This is a genomic window from Stenotrophomonas sp. AS012628 (assembly GCF_010608305.1).
GTDB classification, from domain to species: domain Bacteria; phylum Pseudomonadota; class Gammaproteobacteria; order Xanthomonadales; family Xanthomonadaceae; genus Stenotrophomonas; species Stenotrophomonas geniculata.
Genome location: NZ_VMBJ01000054.1, coordinates 1 through 20,014, shown reverse-complemented (window position 1 = coordinate 20,014; position 20,014 = coordinate 1). Strand labels below are relative to the sequence as shown.

General features: G+C 67.3%; 16 protein-coding genes. 4 read left to right on the top strand and 12 right to left on the bottom strand.

All coding sequences use genetic code 11. The features are described 5' to 3' along the window. Positions 1–8: 8 nt before the first annotated feature. Positions 9–656 carry a protein-L-isoaspartate O-methyltransferase gene (locus G5A07_RS18740; RefSeq protein ID WP_049398378.1) on the bottom strand — a complete coding sequence of 216 codons (648 nt, stop codon included), beginning with the start codon at positions 654–656 and terminating at the stop codon, positions 9–11. Positions 657–792: 136 nt separating this feature from the next. Continuing rightward, on the bottom strand, positions 793–1,473 hold the full coding sequence (locus tag G5A07_RS18735; protein WP_019338820.1) for a TetR/AcrR family transcriptional regulator: 681 nt from the start codon (positions 1,471–1,473) through the stop codon (positions 793–795). Positions 1,474–1,590: 117 nt separating this feature from the next. Here G5A07_RS18735 and G5A07_RS18730 point away from each other — a divergent pair, with 117 nt between their 5' ends. Further along, positions 1,591–2,721 (top strand): efflux RND transporter periplasmic adaptor subunit, encoded by a 1,131-nt coding sequence (locus G5A07_RS18730; RefSeq protein WP_049413331.1) that lies wholly within the window; start codon positions 1,591–1,593, stop codon positions 2,719–2,721. Between the two features lie 4 nt (positions 2,722–2,725). Further along, on the top strand, positions 2,726–5,887 hold the full coding sequence (locus tag G5A07_RS18725) for an efflux RND transporter permease subunit (RefSeq protein ID WP_191863797.1): 3,162 nt from the start codon (positions 2,726–2,728) through the stop codon (positions 5,885–5,887). A gap of 82 nt (positions 5,888–5,969) precedes the next feature. Here the strand turns inward: G5A07_RS18725 and G5A07_RS18720 are convergent, their stop codons facing one another. Then, the gene (locus tag G5A07_RS18720; RefSeq protein ID WP_191863796.1) at positions 5,970–6,875 is read right to left on the bottom strand and encodes a LysR family transcriptional regulator; all 906 of its coding nucleotides are present in this window, start codon (positions 6,873–6,875) and stop codon (positions 5,970–5,972) included. A gap of 118 nt (positions 6,876–6,993) precedes the next feature. On the opposite strand from G5A07_RS18720, the gene G5A07_RS18715 reads away from it, so the two are divergent. Continuing rightward, entirely contained in the window at positions 6,994–7,767 is a 774-nt protein-coding gene (locus tag G5A07_RS18715; protein WP_191863795.1) for an SDR family oxidoreductase, read from the top strand. Positions 7,768–7,874: 107 nt separating this feature from the next. Here the strand turns inward: G5A07_RS18715 and leuB are convergent, their stop codons facing one another. The 9 genes from leuB to ilvC all read right to left on the bottom strand — a co-directional run bounded on the left by leuB (position 7,875) and on the right by ilvC (position 17,526). Next, positions 7,875–8,936 (bottom strand): 3-isopropylmalate dehydrogenase, encoded by a 1,062-nt coding sequence (leuB, locus tag G5A07_RS18710; protein WP_191863794.1) that lies wholly within the window; start codon positions 8,934–8,936, stop codon positions 7,875–7,877. Further along, a complete protein-coding gene (gene leuD, locus G5A07_RS18705; RefSeq protein WP_125437688.1) occupies positions 8,926–9,504 on the bottom strand; it encodes a 3-isopropylmalate dehydratase small subunit in 579 nt (192 codons plus the stop codon). Before leuD ends, leuB begins: the two co-directional genes overlap by 11 nt. Further along, on the bottom strand, positions 9,504–10,922 hold the full coding sequence (gene leuC, locus G5A07_RS18700; RefSeq protein WP_126560993.1) for a 3-isopropylmalate dehydratase large subunit: 1,419 nt from the start codon (positions 10,920–10,922) through the stop codon (positions 9,504–9,506). The genes leuD and leuC overlap by 1 nt, the downstream gene beginning before the upstream one ends. 60 nt (positions 10,923–10,982) lie before the next feature. Beyond that, entirely contained in the window at positions 10,983–11,762 is a 780-nt protein-coding gene (locus tag G5A07_RS18695) for a class I SAM-dependent methyltransferase (protein WP_191863793.1), read from the bottom strand. 10 nt (positions 11,763–11,772) lie between these two features. Beyond that, positions 11,773–13,359, bottom strand: coding sequence for a 2-isopropylmalate synthase (locus G5A07_RS18690; RefSeq protein ID WP_019338809.1), 1,587 nt, complete (start codon positions 13,357–13,359; stop codon positions 11,773–11,775). Continuing rightward, positions 13,356–14,447 (bottom strand): threonine dehydratase, encoded by a 1,092-nt coding sequence (locus G5A07_RS18685; protein WP_191863792.1) that lies wholly within the window; start codon positions 14,445–14,447, stop codon positions 13,356–13,358. The genes G5A07_RS18690 and G5A07_RS18685 overlap by 4 nt, the downstream gene beginning before the upstream one ends. A 96-nt stretch (positions 14,448–14,543) precedes the next feature. Continuing rightward, positions 14,544–14,795, bottom strand: a complete 252-nt coding sequence (locus tag G5A07_RS18680) for an ACT domain-containing protein (RefSeq protein ID WP_005410947.1) — start codon at positions 14,793–14,795, stop codon at positions 14,544–14,546. Beyond that, positions 14,779–16,515, bottom strand: a complete 1,737-nt coding sequence (gene ilvG, locus G5A07_RS18675; protein WP_191863791.1) for an acetolactate synthase 2 catalytic subunit — start codon at positions 16,513–16,515, stop codon at positions 14,779–14,781. The genes G5A07_RS18680 and ilvG overlap by 17 nt, the downstream gene beginning before the upstream one ends. A gap of 36 nt (positions 16,516–16,551) precedes the next feature. Then, positions 16,552–17,526 (bottom strand): ketol-acid reductoisomerase, encoded by a 975-nt coding sequence (gene ilvC / locus G5A07_RS18670; protein ID WP_099560043.1) that lies wholly within the window; start codon positions 17,524–17,526, stop codon positions 16,552–16,554. 615 nt (positions 17,527–18,141) lie between these two features. On the opposite strand from ilvC, the gene ggt reads away from it, so the two are divergent. Further along, positions 18,142–19,935 carry a gamma-glutamyltransferase gene (ggt, locus tag G5A07_RS18665; RefSeq protein ID WP_049453628.1) on the top strand — a complete coding sequence of 598 codons (1,794 nt, stop codon included), beginning with the start codon at positions 18,142–18,144 and terminating at the stop codon, positions 19,933–19,935. Positions 19,936–20,014 lie beyond the last annotated feature (79 nt).

Below are 20,014 nucleotides of genomic sequence, written 5' to 3'. Positions count from 1 at the left end.
CCTTGGACTCAGAGGTGGAACTGGGGTGCCGGGGCGGCACCGCGCAGGTAATCGATATCGGTCTCGAACAGGGACTCGGTGCTGCCGTCGGCCTTGACCAGCAGGGCCTCCATCGCCGGCGAGCGGCCGTGGATCACGAACAGGCGACCACCCGGACGCAGCCACGAGGCGAACTGTGACGGCACCACGTCGACCGCACCAGTGACACAGATCACGTCAAAGCGGCGTTCGGTCTGCCAGGACAGGGCGTCAGCCACTTCCACGCGGACGTTGGTGCCGAGGCCGGAAGCATCCAGGCGGGCACGCGCGGCGGCGGCCAGTTCCGGGTCGATCTCCAGGCTCAGCACGTCGCGCGCCAGCGCGCCGATGCAGGCTGCCAGGAAGCCGCTGCCGGTGCCGATTTCCAGCACTTCGTCACCCGGCTGCAGATCCAGTGCCTGCAGGGTACGGCCCTCGATGACCGGCTTCATCATCTTCTGGCCATGGCCGATCGGCAGTTCGACATCGGCGTAGGCCAGCGCCCGGTGTGCATCGGCGACAAAGGCCTCGCGCGGCAGGCGGGCCAGGACGTCGAGCACCTTGATGTCCAGCACGTCCCAGGGACGGATCTGCTGTTCCACCATCAGTTCGCGGGCGTGGGCGTAATCAATCGTCATGAGGTTCAAATCCAGCGCAGTGGGCCGGCCATTTTACCGGTGCCGGAGGCCGGCGGCGCGCCCAGAGCATCAGCTGCCGGGTGGCCGGGGTCGCAGTGCCGGAAGTCATCGCGACCTCCGGTTCGTTCAGTTTTGGTTATTCAGCCGTCCCGGCCCCTCGCGGCGCATAGGCGCGCAGGAAGAAGTCGATGCTGGCGGTCACATGGGCAAGAGGGTCGCACTCCACCGGTGACAGTGGCATGCCGCACATCATATGCATGTGCACTTCGCCCTTGACCAGGGTTAGGAACTGCTCGCCAGCCAGCGAATAGTCGGTGATGTCCAGTTCGCCGCGCTCGGCGCGTGCCCGCAGGAAGTCAGCCAGGGCCTCGCAGGTGCGCTCCGGGCCTGCCTTCCAGAACAGCTCGCGCAGGCGTTCGTCGGTCTCCGGCGCCATCATCATGCGCTGGATCGAGATCGCCGCGTCGGAGGTGATCAGCTCGAAGAAGGCCAGGCCGATGCCGATCAACTGGTCGCGCAGCGGGCCGTCCGCGTCGGCCACGAACAGGGCATCGGGCAGCATTTCAATGCACTTGGACTGCACGGCCTCGGAAAACAGGGTTTCCTTGTCGCCGAAGTGGCTGTACACGGTCAGCTTCGAGACGCCGGCCTGGGCGGCAATGGCGTCCATGCTCACGCCGGTATAGCCCTGTTCGATGAACAGTACCTTGGCTGCTTCAAGGATCGCCGCGCGCTTGCCCAGATCCTTGGGGCGCCCGGGTCCGGCGGCCTTGGCAGCAGGCTTGGCCGACGGCTTGCGGGAAGTGGAAGAACTCATCGCAACAATACTAGACCAAGCGGTTCGATATTTATACTATACCGGCCGGTTTATTAAATTGGGCCGGCAGTCGCGGCTCCCCCTTGTTGCAACCCTGCGTTTTCAGGACGTTGACCGATGAAGATCGTGCGCTGGATGGGCGGTATGGTGTGGGTGGCTGCGCTGGCAGCCTGTTCGGGACAGGAACAGGCGCCGCAGGCGGCCGTGCCGGTACTGGTGGTTCACCCCGGCGAACAGGCCGGACAGGCGCCGGCGGCGTTCCCGGGCACGGTGCGTGCCCGGCAGGAAAGCCCGCTGTCGTTCCGCGTCGGTGGCAACCTGGTCAAGCGCCATGTCGATGCCGGGCAGCGGGTAAAGAAGGGCGACGTGCTGGCCGAGCTGGATGCAGCCGACTTCGCATTGCAGGCCCGCGCTTCGCAGGCGCAGCTGGCCGCAGCTGAAGCCGACCTGGTGCGTGCCCGCGACGACCTCAAGCGCTACCAGGTGCTGGCCGACCAGCAACTGGTCAGCCGTTCGCAGCTGGACCAGCAGTCCGCCGCCTTCAAAGCGGCGCAGGGTCAGGCCAACGCCGCCCGCGCCAACCTCGATGTGCTGCGCAACCAGGCCGACTACGCGCAGCTGCGCGCACCGGCTGACGGCGTGATCGCCAGCCGCGAGGCCGAGGTCGGGCAGGTGGTGTCCGCCGGACAGACCATCTTCAACCTGGCCGCCGACGGTGGCCGCGAAGTGCTGATCGACCTGCCCGAAGCCACCATCCGCGACTACGCGGTCGGCCAGCCGGTCGAGGTGGAGTTGTGGAACCGCCCGGGGCAGCGCCTGCCGGGCACAATCCGCGAGATTGCCGCCGCCGCCGATCCGCAGGCACGCACCTATGCCACCCGCGTCAGCCTGGCCGCCGATGCGCTGGCCGATGTCGAACTGGGCCAGAGCGCACGCGTCTACAGCAGCGCCGGCCGCCACGGCACCCTGCAGCTGCCGCTGGGCGCACTGCAGCGCGGTGCCAACGGTGCCGCCAGCGTGTGGGTGGTCGATCCGGCCAACAGTACGCTGAAGGCCGCAGCGGTCACCACTGGGGCGTTTGGCAGCGAGACGGTGCCGGTACTGTCCGGCGTGAACGCGGGTGACTGGGTGGTTGCTGCCGGCGGACACCTGCTGCGCGCCGGCCAGCCGGTGATCGCGGTGGATCGTCAGAACCGCCCGGTGCTGAAGCCGGCTACGCCGGCGGCTGCCGCCAAGGCCAAGGAGTAAGCCGGTGCGCCGCTTCAATCTCTCCGAGTGGGCGCTGGCCAATCGTCCGCTGGTGTTGTTTGCGATGCTCGCCTTCGCCCTCATCGGCGCATGGTCGTACAAGCATCTGGGCCAGTCCGAAGACCCGCCGTTCACCTTCAAGGCGATGGTGGTGCGCACGCTATGGCCGGGCGCCACCGCCGAGCAGGTCTCGCGGCAGGTGACCGAGCCGATCGAGAAGGCGTTGATGAACACCGGCGAGTACGAGTTCATCCGCTCGTACTCGCGCCCGGGCGAATCGCAGGTCATCTTCATGGCCCGCGACAGCCTGCGTTCCAGGCAGATTCCGGACCTCTGGTACCAGGTGCGCAAGCGCGTGGGTGACATCCGCCCGACGCTGCCGCGCGAGATCGTCGGCCCGTTCTTCAACGATGAGTTCGGCGATACCTACGGCAACATCTATGCGTTGACCGGCAAGGGCTTCGACTATGCGGTGATGCGCGACTACGCCGACCGCATCCAGCTGGAACTGCAGCGCGTGCCCGACGTCGGCAAGATCGACCTGGTCGGCCTGCAGGACGAGAAGGTGTGGATCGAGCTGTCCAATACCCGGCTGGCCACGCTGGGCGTGTCGATGCAGCAGGTGCAGCAGGCACTGGCCGACCAGAATGCGGTGACCGGCACCAGCTTCTTCGAGACCGCCACCGATCGCGTGCAGCTGCGCGTGACCGGCCAGTTCAACGACATCGAAGCGATCCGCCAGTTCCCGATCCGTGCTGGTGAGCGTACGGTGCATCTGGGCGACATCGCCGAGATCAAGCGTGGCTTCGCCGATCCGGCGTCGCCGAAGATGCGCTTCATGGGCGAAGAGGCCATCGGCCTGGCGGTGGCGATGAAGGATGGCGGTGACATCCTCAAGCTCGGCGCCAACCTCGATGCCGAGTTCGAGCGCCTGCAGAAGACCCTGCCGGCGGGCATGCAGCTGCGCAAGGTGTCCGATCAGCCGCAGTCGGTGGAGGAGTCGGTCGGCGAGTTCGTGCAGGTGCTGACCGAGGCGGTGGTGATCGTGCTGCTGGTCAGCTTCTTCTCGCTGGGCCTGCGCACCGGCCTGGTGGTGGGCGTGACCATCCCGCTGGTGCTGGCGATGACCTTCTTCGTCATGCACTACTTCGACATCGGCCTGCACAAGATCTCGCTGGGCGCGCTGGTGCTGGCGCTGGGCCTGCTGGTGGACGACGCGATCATCGCGGTGGAGATGATGGCCACCAAGATGGAGCAGGGCTACGACCGCCTGCGCGCGGCCAGTTTTGCCTGGGAATCAACTGCGTTCCCGATGCTGACCGGTACGCTGATCACGGCGGCCGGCTTCCTGCCGATCGCTACCGCGGCATCGAGCACCGGTGAGTACACCCGCTCGCTGTTCCAGGTGGTGACCATCGCGCTGGTGGTGTCGTGGATCGCGGCGGTGCTGTTCATCCCGTACCTGGGCGACAAGATGCTGCCGGACCTGTTCAATCCGCAGCCGCCGAAGCCGGGCAGCCTGTCCGCGCGCTGGCATGCCAAGCGCCAGCAGTGGGCCGACCGCTACCCGGCGCTGGCCAACCTGATCGCGCCGCCGCAGCACGGGCATGACCATGATCCGTACCAGCGCCCGTTCTACCGCAGTTTCCGTCGCTTCCTCGATGGCTGCCTGCGTCACCGCTGGTGGGTGATCGCCGCGACCATCGCGCTGTTCGTGTTCTCGCTGATGATGTTCCGCTTCGTGCCGCAGCAGTTCTTCCCGGATTCGACCCGGCCGGAATTGATGGTGGACATCGAGCTGGCCGAGGGTGCGTCGCTGCGCTCGACCCAGGCCCAGGCCGAGAAGCTGGAGAAGCTGCTGTCCAGCCGCGAGGGCATTGCCAACTACGTCTCCTACGTGGGCACCGGTTCGCCGCGCTTCTACCTGCCGCTGGACCAGCAGCTGCCGGCCACCAACTTCGCCCAGTTCGTGGTGCTGACCAAGGACATCAAATCGCGCGAAAGCACCCGTGACTGGCTGCTGCACGAAGTGATTCCGAAGTTCCCGGACGTGCAGATGCGCGTGACCCGCCTGGAGAACGGCCCGCCGGTCGGCTATCCGGTGCAGATGCGTATTTCCGGCGAGCACATCGAGAAGGTGCAGGCGATCGCGCGCCAGGTCGAAGCCAAGGTGCGTGAGAACCCACACGTGATGAACGTGAACCTGGACTGGAGCGAGCCGAGCAAGGTAGTGCGGCTGGTGATCGACCAGGAGCGCGCCCGCGCGCTGGGCGTGAGCAGTGCCCAGGTCAGCCAGTTCCTGTCCAGTTCGCTGGCTGGGCAGTCGGTGAGCGTGTACCGCGAAGGCAACCGCCAGATCGAGATGCTGCTGCGTGGCCCGGCCGATGAGCGCAACCAGCTGGAGCTGCTGTCCAGCCTGTCGATGCCGACCGCCAACGGCGGCAGCATCACGCTGTCGCAGGTGGCGACGATGGAGTATGGCTTTGAGGACGGCATCATCTGGCACCGCAACCGGTTGCCGACGGTGACCGTGCGTGCCGACATCAGCGACGGCATGCAGCCGCTGGACGTAGTGCACCAGATCCTGCCGACGCTGGACGGGATCCGCGCTGAACTGCCCAGTGGCTACCTGCTGGAGACCGGCGGTACGGTGGAGGATTCGGCCCGTGGCCAGAACTCGATCAAGGCCGGCATGCCGCTGTTCCTGGTGGTGGTGGCCACGCTGCTGATGCTGCAGCTGCGCAGCTTCTCGCGTGCGGCGATGGTGCTGGTAACCGCGCCGCTGGGCATCATCGGTGCGACGTTGTTCCTGCTGCTGTTCCGCGCGCCGTTCGGCTTCGTGGCGCTGCTGGGCACGATTGCACTGGCGGGGATGATCATGCGCAACTCGGTGATCCTGATCGACCAGATCCAGCAGGATATCGATGCCGGGCATGATCGCTGGCATTCGATCATCGATGCCACGGTGCGCCGTTTCCGCCCGATCGTGCTGACCGCGCTGGCGGCGGTGCTGGCGATGATTCCGCTGTCGCGCAGTGCGTTCTATGGCTCGATGGCGATTTCGATCATGGGTGGCCTGATCGTGGGCACGGTGCTGACCCTGGTATTCCTGCCGGCGCTGTACGCGGCGTGGTTCCGGGTGAAGCCGGACGAATCCGGGGCATAACGCCCCGGGTTCTATGGCCACCGCCTCTGGTAGGTGCCAACCTTGGTTGGCACGGATGCATGCATCCACGCATGGCGTGGAGCTACTGCAGCTGCAGGCCGCTCCGCAGCACCGGCAGCAGCCATTCGATGAACACCTGCACGCGCAGCGCACGGTGGTGCCGATGCGGTTGCAACAGCGTCACCGGCAAGGGCTGCGCCACGTACTGCGGCATCACCTCCACCAATGCGCCTGATTGCAGTTCGGCCTGCACGTCGTAGCGCGGAATCTGCAGCAGCCCCAACCCCGCCACGCAGCACGCGATCGACGCCTCCGCGCTGTTCACCCGCACCCAGCCGGGCATCGGCAGCGTGCGCAGCTGGCCGCCGTCCTGCCACTCCCACGGTTCCACCCGTGCCGTGGTCGGCGACGCATAGTTCACCGCGCGGTGCTGCTGCAGGTCGGCAGGATGCTGCGGTACACCATGCTCGCGCAGGTAGGCCGGCGCGGCAACGTTGACGAAGTCGAGTTGTCCCAGTGTGCGCGCCACCAGGCTGGAGTCACCCAGCTGACCGACCCGCAGCACCGCATCGCAACCGTCTTCGATCAGGTTCACCGCGCGGTCGGTCATGCCCAGGTCGACTTCCACCTGCGGATACTGCGCGAAGAACCCGGGCAGCGCCGGAGCGATGATGCGACGGCCGATGCGACTGGGCACGTCGATCTTCAGCAAACCGACCGGTTGCGCGTCGTCCTGCCGGAACAGCGATTCAGCGTCTTCGACTTCGGCGATCAGGCGCAGGCAGCGGGCATGGAACACGTCGCCATCATGGGTGGTGGACACCCGGCGGGTCGAGCGCTGCAGCAGGCGGGTGCCGAGCCGCTGCTCCAGCTCCGCAATGGCTGCCGAGACGGTGGAGCGGGGTAGGCCGAGCTGGTCGGCGGCGCGGGTGAAGCTGGCGCACTCCACCACCCGGGTGAAGATGCGGAAGCGATCGATCCGGTCCATTGTTCGCTGGCTCTGGAAAGTTAAGTCAATGTGGCGGGCTTTATCCGCATTTTCTGCACGATATCGTCGTCAGGGCAGGGTTGCCACCCCGGGCAGCCTCCTCCCCGAGACCGAAGCCATGACCGACCATTCCCTCAAGGGCAAGACCGTGCTGATCGCTGGTGGCGCCAAGAACCTGGGCGGCCTGATCGCCCGCGACTTCGCTGCACAGGGCGCCAAAGCCATCGTCATCCACTACAACAGCGCCGCCACCCAGGCCGATGCAGAGGCGACCGTCGCCGCCGTGCAGGCCGCCGGCAGCAAGGCGGTGGCCCTGCAGGGGGACCTGACCTCGGCGGCAGCGATGGAGCGCTTGTTCGCCGATGCCGTGGCCGCAGTCGGCCGTCCCGACATCGCCATCAATACGGTCGGCAAGGTATTGAAGAAACCGCTGCTGGACATCAGCGAAGCGGAGTACGACGAGATGAGCGCGGTCAACGCCAAGGCGGCGTTCTTCTTCCTCAAGGAAGCCGGCCGCCACGTCAATGACGGTGGGCGCATCTGCACCCTGGTCACCTCATTGCTGGGTGCCTACACGCCGTTCTATTCCAGCTACGCCGGTACCAAGGCGCCAGTCGAGCACTTCACCCGCGCGGCGTCGAAGGAGTTCGGTGAGCGCGGCATTTCGGTGACCGCGATCGGCCCCGGTCCGATGGACACGCCGTTCTTCTACCCGGCAGAGAGTGCCGACGCGCAGGCGTACCACAAGACCGCGGCGGCGCTGTCCGCATTCACCCGCACCGGCCTGACCGATATCGCCGATATCGTGCCGTGGATCCGCTTCCTGGTGACCGATGGCTGGTGGATGACCGGGCAGACGATTCTGGTCAATGGTGGGTACACCACCAAGTAAGGCAGCCACGCATGGCGTGGCTGCCCGCTACCTGTAGCGTCGAGCCATGCTCGACGGCTGTTGAACGAGCCGGGCATGGCTCGGCTCTACAGGCGTTGCCCGATGGGTCAGCGCAGCTTGGCCAGCACCGCGCCGGTGGCTGCAGCGGTACTCACGGCCTGGCCCTTGGCGGCCAGGTCGGCAGTGAACACCCCATCATCCAGCACCGCATGCACGGCCGCTTCCACCGCGGCGGCTTCGGCTTCCAGGCCCAGCGAATGGCGCAGCAGCATCGCCGCGCTGAAGATCGTTGCGTACGGATTGGCGATGCCCTTGCCGGCGATGTCCGGGGCCGAACCGTGGATGGGCTCGTAGATGCCCACCGCGCCCGGTTCACCCAGCGAGGCCGACGGCAGCAGGCCCAGCGAACCGGCCAGCATCGAGGCTTCATCGGTGAGGATGTCGCCGAACATGTTCTCGGTCACGATCACGTCGTACTCGCGCGGCTTGGCCAGCAGGTGCATGGCCATCGAATCGACCAGCTGGTGCTCCAGGGCAACGTCCGGGAACTCCTCGCGGCCGATGCGCGCGGCCACGTCACGCCACAGGCGCGAGGTTTCCAGAACGTTGGCCTTGTCCACCGAGGTGACCTTGCCGCGACGCTGCTGCGCCAGGCGGAAGGCACTGCGCAGCACGCGTTCGATCTCGGCCACGGTGTAGCGGCACAGGTCGCTGGCGCTGTCGGCGTCGCGGGTCTTGTCGCCGAAGTAGATGCCACCGGTCAGCTCGCGCACCACCACGAAGTCCACGCCCTGCAGCAGCTCGGCCTTGATCGGCGAGGCATGCAGCGCGGCTTCGTGGGTGCGCACCGGGCGCAGGTTGGCGTACAGGCCCAGCGCCTTGCGGATCGCCAGCAGGCCCTGTTCGGGGCGCACCTTGGCGTTCGGGTCGGACCACTTCGGGCCGCCAACCGCGCCCAGCAGCACGGCGTTGGCGGCCTGGCAGGCAGTCAACGTGGAGGCGGGCAGCGGTTCGCCATGACGGTCGATGGCGATGCCGCCGATGTCGTGCTCGCTGAAGGTGAAGGTGTGGTTGAAGCGTCCGGCGACGGCCTTCAGGACGGCCACTGCCGCGGCGGCCACTTCCGGGCCGATGCCATCACCGGGCAGGACAACAATCTCAGCGTGCATGCTCACTCTCGTAACGTTCGATTTCAGGGACACGGCCCAACAGATACCCCAACTGGTCGACGCCTTCCAGCAGGCAGGTCTGCGAGAAGCCATCCAGCGGGAAGGAATAGACGCGGCCATCGGGCGTGTGCAGTTCGCGCGCAGCCACGTCGATGGTCAGCTCATCGTCCGGGCGCTGCATCAGCGCCTGCACGTCGGCCTCGTCCAGCACGATCGGCAGCAGGCCGTTCTTCAGCGAGTTGCCGCGGAAGATATCTGCGATCTCGCTGCTGACGATGGCACGCAGGCCCAGGTCGGTCAGTGCCCACGGCGCATGCTCGCGCGAGGAACCGCAGCCGAAGTTGCGGCCCGCCAGCAGGATGCTGCGGCCGGCGTTGTGCGGCTGGTTGAAGGCGAAGTCAGCCACCGGCGAACCGTCGGCCTGCCAGCGCCAGTCATTGAAGGCGTTGCGGCCCAGGCCGGCACGTTCGGTGGTGGACAGGAACCGCGCCGGGATGATCTGGTCGGTGTCGATGTTGGTCTGCGCCAGCACAACGCTGGACGAGGTCAGCGTACGGAAACCGGCCATCACGCCACCTCCTGTGCGAACAGTTCGCGGGTATCGGCGACGTGCCCGTTCACCGCGGCCCACGCCGCGCTCATCGGCGACGCCAGCAGCGTGCGCGAACCGGGGCCCTGGCGGCCTTCGAAATTGCGGTTGCTGGTGCTCACGGCCAGCTGGCCGGGTGCGACCAGATCGCCGTTCATGGCGATGCACATCGAGCAGCCCGGCTCGCGCCACTCGGCACCGGCCGCGCGCACGATTTCGTGGATGCCTTCGGCCTCGGCCTCGCGCTTGACGATCTCCGAGCCCGGCACCACCAGCATGCGCACGCGGTCAGCGACGCGGCGGCCGCGCAGGACCTGCGCGACTTCGCGCATGTCGCTCAGGCGGCCATTGGTGCACGAACCGACGAACACCACGTCCACCGGCGTACCGGCCAGCGCCTTGCCCGCCTGGAAGTGCATGTAGTCCAGGCCCTTCTGTGCGGCGGCGTCGTTGGCCGCCGGAATCGGCGCGTCCACTGCGATGGCCGTGCCCGGATGGGTGCCCCAGGTCAGGGTCGGGCGGATGTCGGCGGCGTCGATGCGTACTTCGCTGTCGAAGCGTGCGCCGTCATCGCTGCGCAGCTGCTTCCAGCGTGCGACGGCGGCGTCGAACTCGGGACCCTTGGGACCACGCGGCGTGCGGGCGACGAAGTCGAAGGTGACCTGGTCCGGCGCCACCATGCCGGCACGCGCGCCGGCTTCGATCGACATGTTGCACAGGGTCATGCGCTGTTCCATGTCCATCGCTTCGATGGTGCTGCCACGGAACTCGATGACGTGGCCGGTGCCACCGTTGACGCCGATCACGCCGATGATGTGCAGCACCACGTCCTTGGCGCCGACGCCTGGCGCCAATGGGCCATCAACGGTGATGGCAAAGGTCTTCGCCTTGCGCTGCAGCAGGCACTGCGTGGCCAGCACGTGGCCGACTTCGCTGGTGCCGATGCCGAAGGCCAGCGAACCGAAGGCACCATGGGTGGAGGTGTGGCTATCGCCGCAGACGATGGTCATGCCCGGCTGCGTGAAGCCCTGTTCCGGCGCGATCACGTGGACGATGCCGCGGTTGTCCGAGGCCATGTCGAACAGCTCGATGCCATGCTCGGCGCAGTTGCGCGCCAGCGTGGCGACCTGTGCCTCGGAGGCGGCGCTGGCATAGGGCAGCGTGCCGTCAGCGGCGGCCGGCAGGGTCGGCGTGGAGTGGTCCATCGTCGCCTTGGTGCGGTCCGGGCGGCGCGGCGACAAGCCGCGCTCGCGCAGCTCGGTGAACGCCTGCGGCGAGGTCACCTCGTGGATCAGGTGCAGGTCGATGTACAGCACGGCGGGCGCGCTGTCGGATTCGGGAACCACCACGTGGGCGTCCCACAGTTTGTCGTACAGGGTGCGGGGTGCGGAAGTCATGCGTATGCCTGGCAGAAGTACGAAATAGCGAACATCAGTAAAGAAAGCGGAACGGTCAAGTCAGCGACGGCGGGCGAGCACGCGCAGCCGCACGTAGTCCGCCAGCGGCTGGCCGGCGGCATTGCGCGGCAGCTCGGCCAGCAGCGCGGTGGCGGCCTCGCGCACCGTAGCGCGTGCCTCGGCTGGCAGGTCGTCCAGCAGCGGCGCGGCGAAGACGCGCAGCCAGCCGGCCACGCCGGTCGGCAATGCCGTTGGGCGCGGCGTGCACTCGATCAGCTGCACCTGGAAGCCATGCTGGCGCAGGCGGTCGGCGTAGGCATCGGCCGTCGGGAAGTACCACTGGAAGGCGCTGGCGCCATGGCCGTGCGCCACGCGTGCGGCCTGCACGGCCGCGATGATCGTGGCCACGTTGCCATGGCCGCCGAACTCGGCGACGAAGCGGCCACCGGGGCGCAGCGCGCGGCGTACGCCTTCCAGCACGCGGTCCGGGGTGCCCATCCAATGCAGTGCCGCGTTGCTGAACACTGCATCGAACTCGCTGTCGAACGACAGTGCGTGGCCGTCCATCACCTGGGCATCGACACCGCGCGCGCGGGCGGCGATCACCAGTTCCGGCGAGGCATCCACGCCGTGGATGCGTGCGCCGCTCAGGGCCAGTTCGGTGCTGAGCACGCCATCGCCACAGCCCAGGTCGAGGATGCGCTCACCGGCGCGCGGGTCGAGCAGGCGCGAGACCGCGCCGCCGAGCAGCGGGACGAAGCCGGCGTCGATCGCATAGTCCTGGGCGTTCCACTGCTGGCCAGCGGCGCTGGCCGGGGTGAAGGTGTCGAAGGCGCTCATGGCGGGTTCCTCAGGCGGTGGCAGGGGTGGGAACGTCGGTGCTGTTGTGGGCGGTGGCCTGGCGCTGGCGCAGCAGGCGGTTGGCGACATCCAGCCAGGCCAGCGCGGAGGCTTCGATGATGTCCTTGCTGGTGCCGGTGCCGTCGTACTCCACGCCTTCGTGGCGCACGCTCAGGTTGGCCTCACCGCGCGCATCGGCGCCGATGCCGACGCTGTGCACGTGGTAGCTGTCCAGCATCAGCTGCACGCCGGTGGCGGCCGACAGCGCGCCGAACAGCGCATCGACCGGGCCATCGCCCTGCGCGGTCTCGGCCACGCGGTTGCCGTCCGGGTCGGACAGTTCGACCAGCGCGTTGGCGCGGCTGCCGACATCGCTGATGGTCATCGAGGCCAGGCGGTAGCCCTGCGCGTTGGAGCCGCCCTGCATCAACGTCTGCAGGTCGGCATCGGTGACCACGCGCTGCTGTTCGCACAGGCCCTTGAACTGCTCGAACACCAGTTTCAGTTCGTCTTCGTCCAGCCAGAAGCCCAGCGCACGCAGGCGCGCTTCAACAGCGGCGCGGCCACTGTGGCGGCCCAGCACCATCTGCGAGTCCTCCCAACCCACGTCTTCCGGGCGCATGATTTCGTAGGTACCGCGATGGCGCAGCATGCCGTGCTGGTGGATGCCCGATTCGTGGGCGAACGCGTTGGCGCCGACGATGGCCTTGTTGCGCTGTACCGGCATGCCGACCAGGCGCTGCAGCAACTGCGAGGTACCGACGATGCGCGGGGTGTTGATCGAACTGTCCTGCTCGTAGAAGGCCTGGCGTACCTTCAGCACCATGGCGATCTCTTCCAGCGAACAGTTGCCGGCGCGCTCGCCGATGCCGTTGACGGTGCACTCGACCTGGCGCGCGCCGCCTTCGATGGCGGCCAGCGAGTTGGCCACGGCCAGGCCCAGATCATTGTGGCAGTGCGCGCTGAAGATCACATTGGCGGCGTTCGGTACATCGGCGACGCCGGCGATGACCTGCTGGAACATCGCGCGGATTTCTTCCGGCGTAGTGAAGCCGACGGTGTCGGGCAGGTTGATGGTGGTGGCGCCGGCGGCGATCGCTACGCGCGAGACCTCGATCAGGTAATCCAGCTCGGTACGGGTGGCATCCTCGGCCGAGAATTCGACATCGTCGATGTAGGAACGCGCCAGCGCTACGTGCTTGCGTACCGACTCCAGGACCTGCTCGCGGGTCATCCGCAGCTTGTGCTCGCGGTGGAGCGGGCTGGTCGACAGGAACACGTGCAGGCGCGGGTTGGCCGCGGCTTCCAGTGCACGTGCCGAGGTCTCGATATCGGCCTGCAGGCAGCGCGACAGCACCGCCAGGCTCAGGCTCGGTCGGCGCAGTTCGCGGCCGATCAGTGCCATCGCCTCGCGGTCGGACTGCGAGCTGGCCGGGAAGCCGGTTTCGATGATGTCCACACCCAGTTCGTCCAGCGCACGCGCCATCACCAGCTTCTGCGGCGGGCTCATGCTGCAGCCGGGGGACTGCTCGCCGTCACGCAGGGTGGTGTCGAAGATGCGGATGCGCGGGGTGGTAATTCGTTCGATGGTGGTCACAGGGAAATCTCCTCGACAGCGGGCGTTGCGGCTTGCAGGTGGGAAGGGGAAGAGGTGGGGGAGGACGGCGCGCTGGCCCCGGCGGGCGAGCGGGGTGTTTCGCTGCGCCGTCGCCGCGGCTTGCGTGGCGGGCGCGGCCGGATGTCGGTGAGCAGGCCGGCCAGTACGCCGGCATCGATGTTGCCGCCGGACACCACCGCGCACTTGCGGCGGCCGGCAACGCGGCGGCCGGCAGCCAGCGCCAGCGCGCCGGCGCCCTCGGCGATGATGTGTTCTTCCAGCGCCAGCCGCACCAGGGTTTCGCGCAGCTCGGCTTCGCGCACGATCACCACGTCGTCCAGCAGCGATGTGCACAGGCGGCGGGTCAGGAAGCCGGGGATCTTCACTCGCACGCCATCGGCCAGCGAGGCGACGGGGGCAATCTCACGGACATCGCCACGGATCGCGCGCGCCATCGAGTCAACGCCTTCCACCTGTGCACCAACCACGCGCACGCCCTGTGATTTCAGCACCAGGGCCACGCCGGAGGCCAGTCCACCGCCGCCGATCGGCACGATCACCACGTCAGGGGCATGCGCGGCCAGTTCGATGCCGACCGTGCCCTGGCCGGCGATCACGTCGGCATCGTCGAACGCGGACAGGAAGCGGTAGCCGTGGCGCCGCGCCAGTTCGACCGCGAAGGCGTAGGCCTCGTCGTAGCTGTTGCCGTGCTGGCGCACGGTGGCGCCCCAATGGGCGACGCCGGCGATCTTGGTCGCCGGCGCGCCATGCGGCATCACCGTGATGGCCGGTACGTCCAGACGGTAGGCGGCCCAGGCCACGCCTTGGGCGTGGTTGCCGGCCGAGGCGCAGATCACCGGACGGGTGTCGCCGCGTTCGCGGCCGGCCAGCAGAGCGTTCAAGGCGCCGCGCACCTTGTAGGAACCGGTGCGCTGCAGGTTCTCCAGCTTCAGCCAGGTGCCGAAGCGCTCGGCATGGTGCAGCGGGGTGGGCGGCAGGAAGCGGCGCAGGCGGGCCTGCGCGGCCAGAACGTCGGCAACGCTTACGTCGCCGACATCGCTTTCCTGGCTGGCATCAGCGGCCGGCATGGGCCACCAGCGCGGTGCCGAAGACCGCCGCGTGCGGGCACGGGCGACGAAGAAGACGCCTCCGTACCGGCACCGTGGTCGCTACGGTACGGGTGTTCATGGCGATACTCCTTCCACGGCGGTGACCTGTACGGACACGCAGTCGTAGATCTTCTCGATCTGCCGGCACAGCGTTTCCGCCGGGCGCTGGCCATCCACCACCAGCTGCAGGTGCCAGCGGCCATCGTCGGCGGCCACCGGCGCGCCGCTGATCGCGCGCGGCGCGAAGCCGCGACGCTCGGCCATGCCGATCACGCGCAGCAGCGCGCCTTCGGCCGGGTGCAGCACCAGGTCAAGCCGGTATTGCATTGGGGGTCTCCTGGCGGGCATGGGCGGGGTTGCTTTCCAGCATCGTGCTGTTGGCGGTGTTCGGCGGCACCAGCGGCCACACGTTGGCGCGTGCATCGATGGCCACGTGCAGCAGTGCCGGGCCCGGTTCGGCCAGCAGCGCGGCCAGGCCGCCTTCCACGTCGTCGCGGTTGTCGACGCGGGTGGCGGCGATGCCGAACACCTGCGCCAATGCCACGAAGTCCGGGTTGTCGGACAGGTCGATCTCGCTGTAACGCTCGGCGAAGAACAGCTCCTGCCACTGCCGCACCATGCCCAGCGAACTGTTGTCCAGCAGCACGATCTTCACCGGCAGGCGGCAGCGGGCGATGGTCGCCAGCTCCTGCACGTTCATCATGAAGCTGCCATCGCCGGACACCAGCACCACGGTGCGGTCGGGGCAGGCGAACTGCGCGCCCATCGCCGCCGGCAGGCCGAAGCCCATGGTGCCCAGCGCGCCGCTGGTCAGGTGGTTGCGCGGGTGGTTGAAGCGGCAGTGCTGGGCCACCCACATCTGGTGCTGGCCGACATCGCAGGCGATCACCGCATCGGCCGGGGCCAGCTCGCTCAGGCGCTTCAGCAACGCCGGTGCGTAGATGTGCTGGCCGGGTGCATCGTAGCGGGCGGCGAAGCGATCGCGGTGCTGCGCGCAACGCTTGCGCCACGCGTCCTGGTGGGCCCTGGGGGAGGGGAAGGCCGCACGCAGGGCGCGGATGGCGTGACCGACATTGCCAGGCACGGCCACGTCGGCACTGCGCAGCTTGGAGATCTCGTAGGCGTCTGCATCGATGTGGACGACACGGGCGAACGGCGCGAACTCGGCCAGCTTGCCGGTGGCACGGTCATCGAAGCGCGCACCCAGCACCAGCAGCAGGTCGCTTTCCTGCACGGCCATGTTGGCCGCGCGGGTGCCATGCATGCCCAGCATGCCCAGCGACTGCGGATGGCTGGCCGGCAGCGCACCCAGGCCACGCAGGGTCATCACCGTGGGGATGGCGCTGGCCTCGACGAAGTCACGCAGGTCCTGCACCGCATCACCCAGTGCGATACCACCACCGGCGTAGACCACCGGCTTTTCGGCCGCCGCCAGCGCGGCGATGGCCTCGGCGATGGCGGCCTCGGCCGGCGCCGGCGGCGGTTCGACGCTGCTGGGCACATGGGCCGGCAGGTGGCTGGCATCGGCCAGCTGCACATCCTTGGGCAGGTCGATCAGCACCGGGCCGGGACGGCCCTCGCGGGCGATGCGGAACGCGTCGGCCACCACGCGCGGCAGATCATCGACGCTGCGCACCAGCCAGCTGTGCTTGACGATCGGCATCGTCAGCCCGAACACATCCAGTTCCTGGAAGGCATCGGTGCCCAGCAGCGGGGTGCCGACCTGACCGGTGATGCAGACCATCGGCACCGAATCCAGCATCGCGTCGGCAATGCCGGTGACCAGGTTCGAGGCGCCGGGGCCGGAGGTGGCCACGCAGACGCCCACCTGGTTGCTGGCGCGGGCGAAACCGTTGGCGGCCAGCGCCGCGCCCTGCTCATGGCGTACCAGGATGTGCTTCAGCGACGAATCCACCAGCGCGTCGTAGAACGGCATGATGGTGCCGCCGGGATAGCCGAACAGCGTACGGACACCCTCGGCCTCCAGCGCCTGGGTCAGCCAGCGCGCGCCGTTGGGCGGCGCGCTGCGGTGTGTGGGAGAGTTCATGGGGGACCTTGCAGAGCGGGTGGGGGTGCCGCGTTGTTACGCGGCTTGACCTTGCAACCAGACCATCTTGGCGCGCAGTTCCTTGCCTACCTTCTCGATCGGGTGTTCCAGGTCGGCCTGCTTGAACTTGTTGTAGTTCGGCAGGCCCGCTTCGTACTCGGCCACCCAGTTCTTGGTGAAGGTGCCGTCCTGGATGTCCTTCAGTACTTCCTTCATGCGTTCCTTGGTGCCGGCATCGATCACGCGCGGGCCGCTGACGTAGTCGCCGTACTGCGCGGTTTCGGAGATGAATTCCAGCATGCGCGAGATGCCACCTTCGTAGAACAGGTCGACGATCAGCTTCAGCTCGTGCAGCACTTCGTAGTAGGCGATTTCCGGCTGGTAACCGGCTTCCACCAGGGTCTCGAAACCGGCCTGCACCAGCGCCGATGCACCGCCGCACAGCACCGCCTGCTCACCGAACAGATCGGTCTCGGTTTCTTCCTTGAAGGTGGTCTGGATCAGGTTGGCGCGGGCGCCGCCGAGGCCGGCTGCATAGGCCAGGGCGTACTCAGCCGCCTTGCCGCTCTTGTCCTGGTAGACCGCCCAGATGCACGGCACGCCGCGGCCGATTTCATACTCGCGGCGGACCAGCGCGCCCGGGCCCTTCGGTGCGACCAGTACCACGTCGAGATCGTCACGCGGCTTGATCATGTCGAAATGAACGTTCAGGCCGTGCGCGAACAACAGCACCGCACCCTGCTTCATGTTCGGCGCCAGCACGTCGTCGTACAGCTTCTTCTGCACCATGTCCGGGGTCAGCACGGCAACCAGGTCGGCATCCTTCACTGCATCGGCCGGGGCCTTGACGGTGAAGCCATCGGCCTGTGCCTTGACCTCGGTCGGGCCGCCCGGACGCAGGCCTACCACCACGTCGAAGCCGGATTCGCGCAGGTTCAGTGCGTGGGCGCGGCCCTGGCTGCCGTAGCCGATGACGGCGATCTTGGTCTGGGGCAGGTCGTTGGTGCTCATGGGGGAGGTTCCTTGCGGTGGGAAGAAAAAAGAACGGCCGGTCGTCGAAGGTGACGTGCCGGCCGGTCAGGGGAAAGCGGTGGAGGAGGCGCCATGCGTCGCACAGGCACAGCCGCTACGAGGCGTCGTGGCGGTGCTGGTCCAGGTTTTGAAGTTGGCGTTGTTCATGGTGGTTGCGTCTGAAACCAGGTCCTGAAATGAAAAAACCCGCACCGGGGCGGGTGCGGGTTTTGATGAGTTCCGGTGTGTTTGTTGCTTACACGCTGGCTCGTCCCGCACCTGTTGGCTGGGTAATAAGTACGAGCACAAGAATCGAACGCAGCGAGGCGGCGCCGGTGTCGGCGGCTTCAATGTGGGTTCGCGGTGGCGTGTTGTGATGCAACATGTGATCGAGAGAAACACAGCCATTTCGGCGCTGTCAACCCTCGCGACGGATTTTCTATCGGTTTCCGGCGCATCCCCCGCAATCGCTTGCGGCACAAGGATGGTTGCTGCTGAAAGTGTTTCGGTGAACCCGAATTCACTCCTTTCAGTGCGTTTTTTGCGCGGATTCCGGGCTGTTTTCGCCTTGCTGGGTGCGGGCCTGGGTCCGCACCCACCGAAAGACCATCGCCCATGACCTCTGCCCGATACCGCGTGAAGGCCGCAGCGGCGAAGATCGGAGCACCACCCTTCCATCGGAACCCGACCGTGTCCCGACGCCTTGCCCGTTCCCTGCTCGCCACCGCCGTGCTCGCCGCCATGCCTGCACTGTCCTTCGCCGCCGACCGCATTACCGGCCAGACCTTCGCCACCCGTTCGGAGGTGATCGCCCCGCACGCGATGGCCGCCACGTCGCAGCCGCTGGCCACCCAGATCGCGCTGGACGTGATGAAGGGCGGCGGTTCGGCAGTGGACGCTGCGATTGCCGCCAACGCCGCGCTCGGCCTGATGGAGCCCACCGGCAACGGCATCGGCGGCGACCTGTTCGCCATCGTCTGGGACCCGAAGACGCAGAAGCTCTATGGCTACAACGGCTCGGGCCGCTCGCCGAAATCGCTCACCCTGGCCGAGTTCCAGCGCCGTGGCCTGAAGGACATTCCGGCCACCGGCCCGCTGCCGGTGTCGGTGCCCGGCGCGGTCGATGGCTGGTTCGCGCTGCACGAACGCTTCGGCCGCAAGCCGATGGCCGACAACCTCGCGCCGGCCATCCGCTATGCCCGCGAAGGGCACCCGGTGGCCGAAGTGATCGCGTACTACTGGGACCGCTCGGTGCCGAAGTTGTCGCAGTACCCGGGCTTCAAGGAGCAGTTCACGATCAACGGCCATGCCCCGCGCAAGGGCGAGATGTGGAAGAACCCGAACCTGGCCAGCACCCTCCAGAAGATCGCCGACGGCGGCCGCGACGCCTTCTACAAAGGTGACATCGCCCGCACGATCGGTGATTACTTCAAGGCCAATGGTGGATACCTGAGTTACCAGGATATGGCCGACCACCATGGTGAATGGGTCGAGCCGGTCAGCAGCAACTACCGTGGCTACGACGTGTGGGAGCTGCCGCCGAACAGCCAGGGCATCGCTGCGCTGCAGATACTCAACGTGCTGGAAGGCTACGACTTCTCGAAGATCCCGTTCGGTTCACCGGAGCATGTGCACCTGTTCGTTGAAGCGAAGAAGCTGGCCTTCGCCGACCGTGCACGCTTCTACGCCGACATGGCATTCCAGCCGGCACCGGTGCAGAAGCTGATCTCCAAGGAGTACGCCGCGCAGCGCCGCGCGCTGATCTCGATGGACAAGGCGTTGAAGGAAGTGCAGCCGGGCACGCCGAAGCAGCTGGAGGAGGGCGACACGATCTACATGACCGTGGCCGATGCCGACGGCATGATGGTGTCGCTGATCCAGTCCAACTACCGCGGCATGGGCAGTGGCATGGCGCCGCCGGGGCTGGGCTTCATCCTGCAGGACCGTGGCGAGATGTTCGTGTTGCAGAAGAATCATCCCAACGGTTATGCGCCGGGCAAGCGCCCGTTCCAGACCATCATTCCGGCCTTCATCACCAAGGGTGGCAAGCCGTACGCCAGCTTCGGCGTGATGGGCGGCGCGATGCAGCCGCAGGGCCACGCGCAGATCGTGATGAACCTGGTGGACTTCGGGATGAACCTGCAGGAAGCCGGTGACGCACCGCGCATCCAGCACGACGGTTCCACTGAGCCGACCGGTCAGGCGACGGCGATGACCGACGGCGGTGAAGTGAATCTGGAAACCGGCTTCCCGTATGAAACGGTGCGCGCGCTGATGCGCAAGGGACATCGCATCGTGTTCGCCGACGGCCCGTATGGCGGTTACCAGGCGATCATGCGTGATCCCGAGACCGGGGTGTATTACGGCGCGTCGGAGAGCCGCAAGGATGGGCAGGCGGCGGGGTATTGAGGTTTCCCGGCCACCGGGCTGAGCCCTTCTGCGGTGGTGGTTCGTGGAAGCGGGATCATGTGATTGGGCCGGGCGGGTG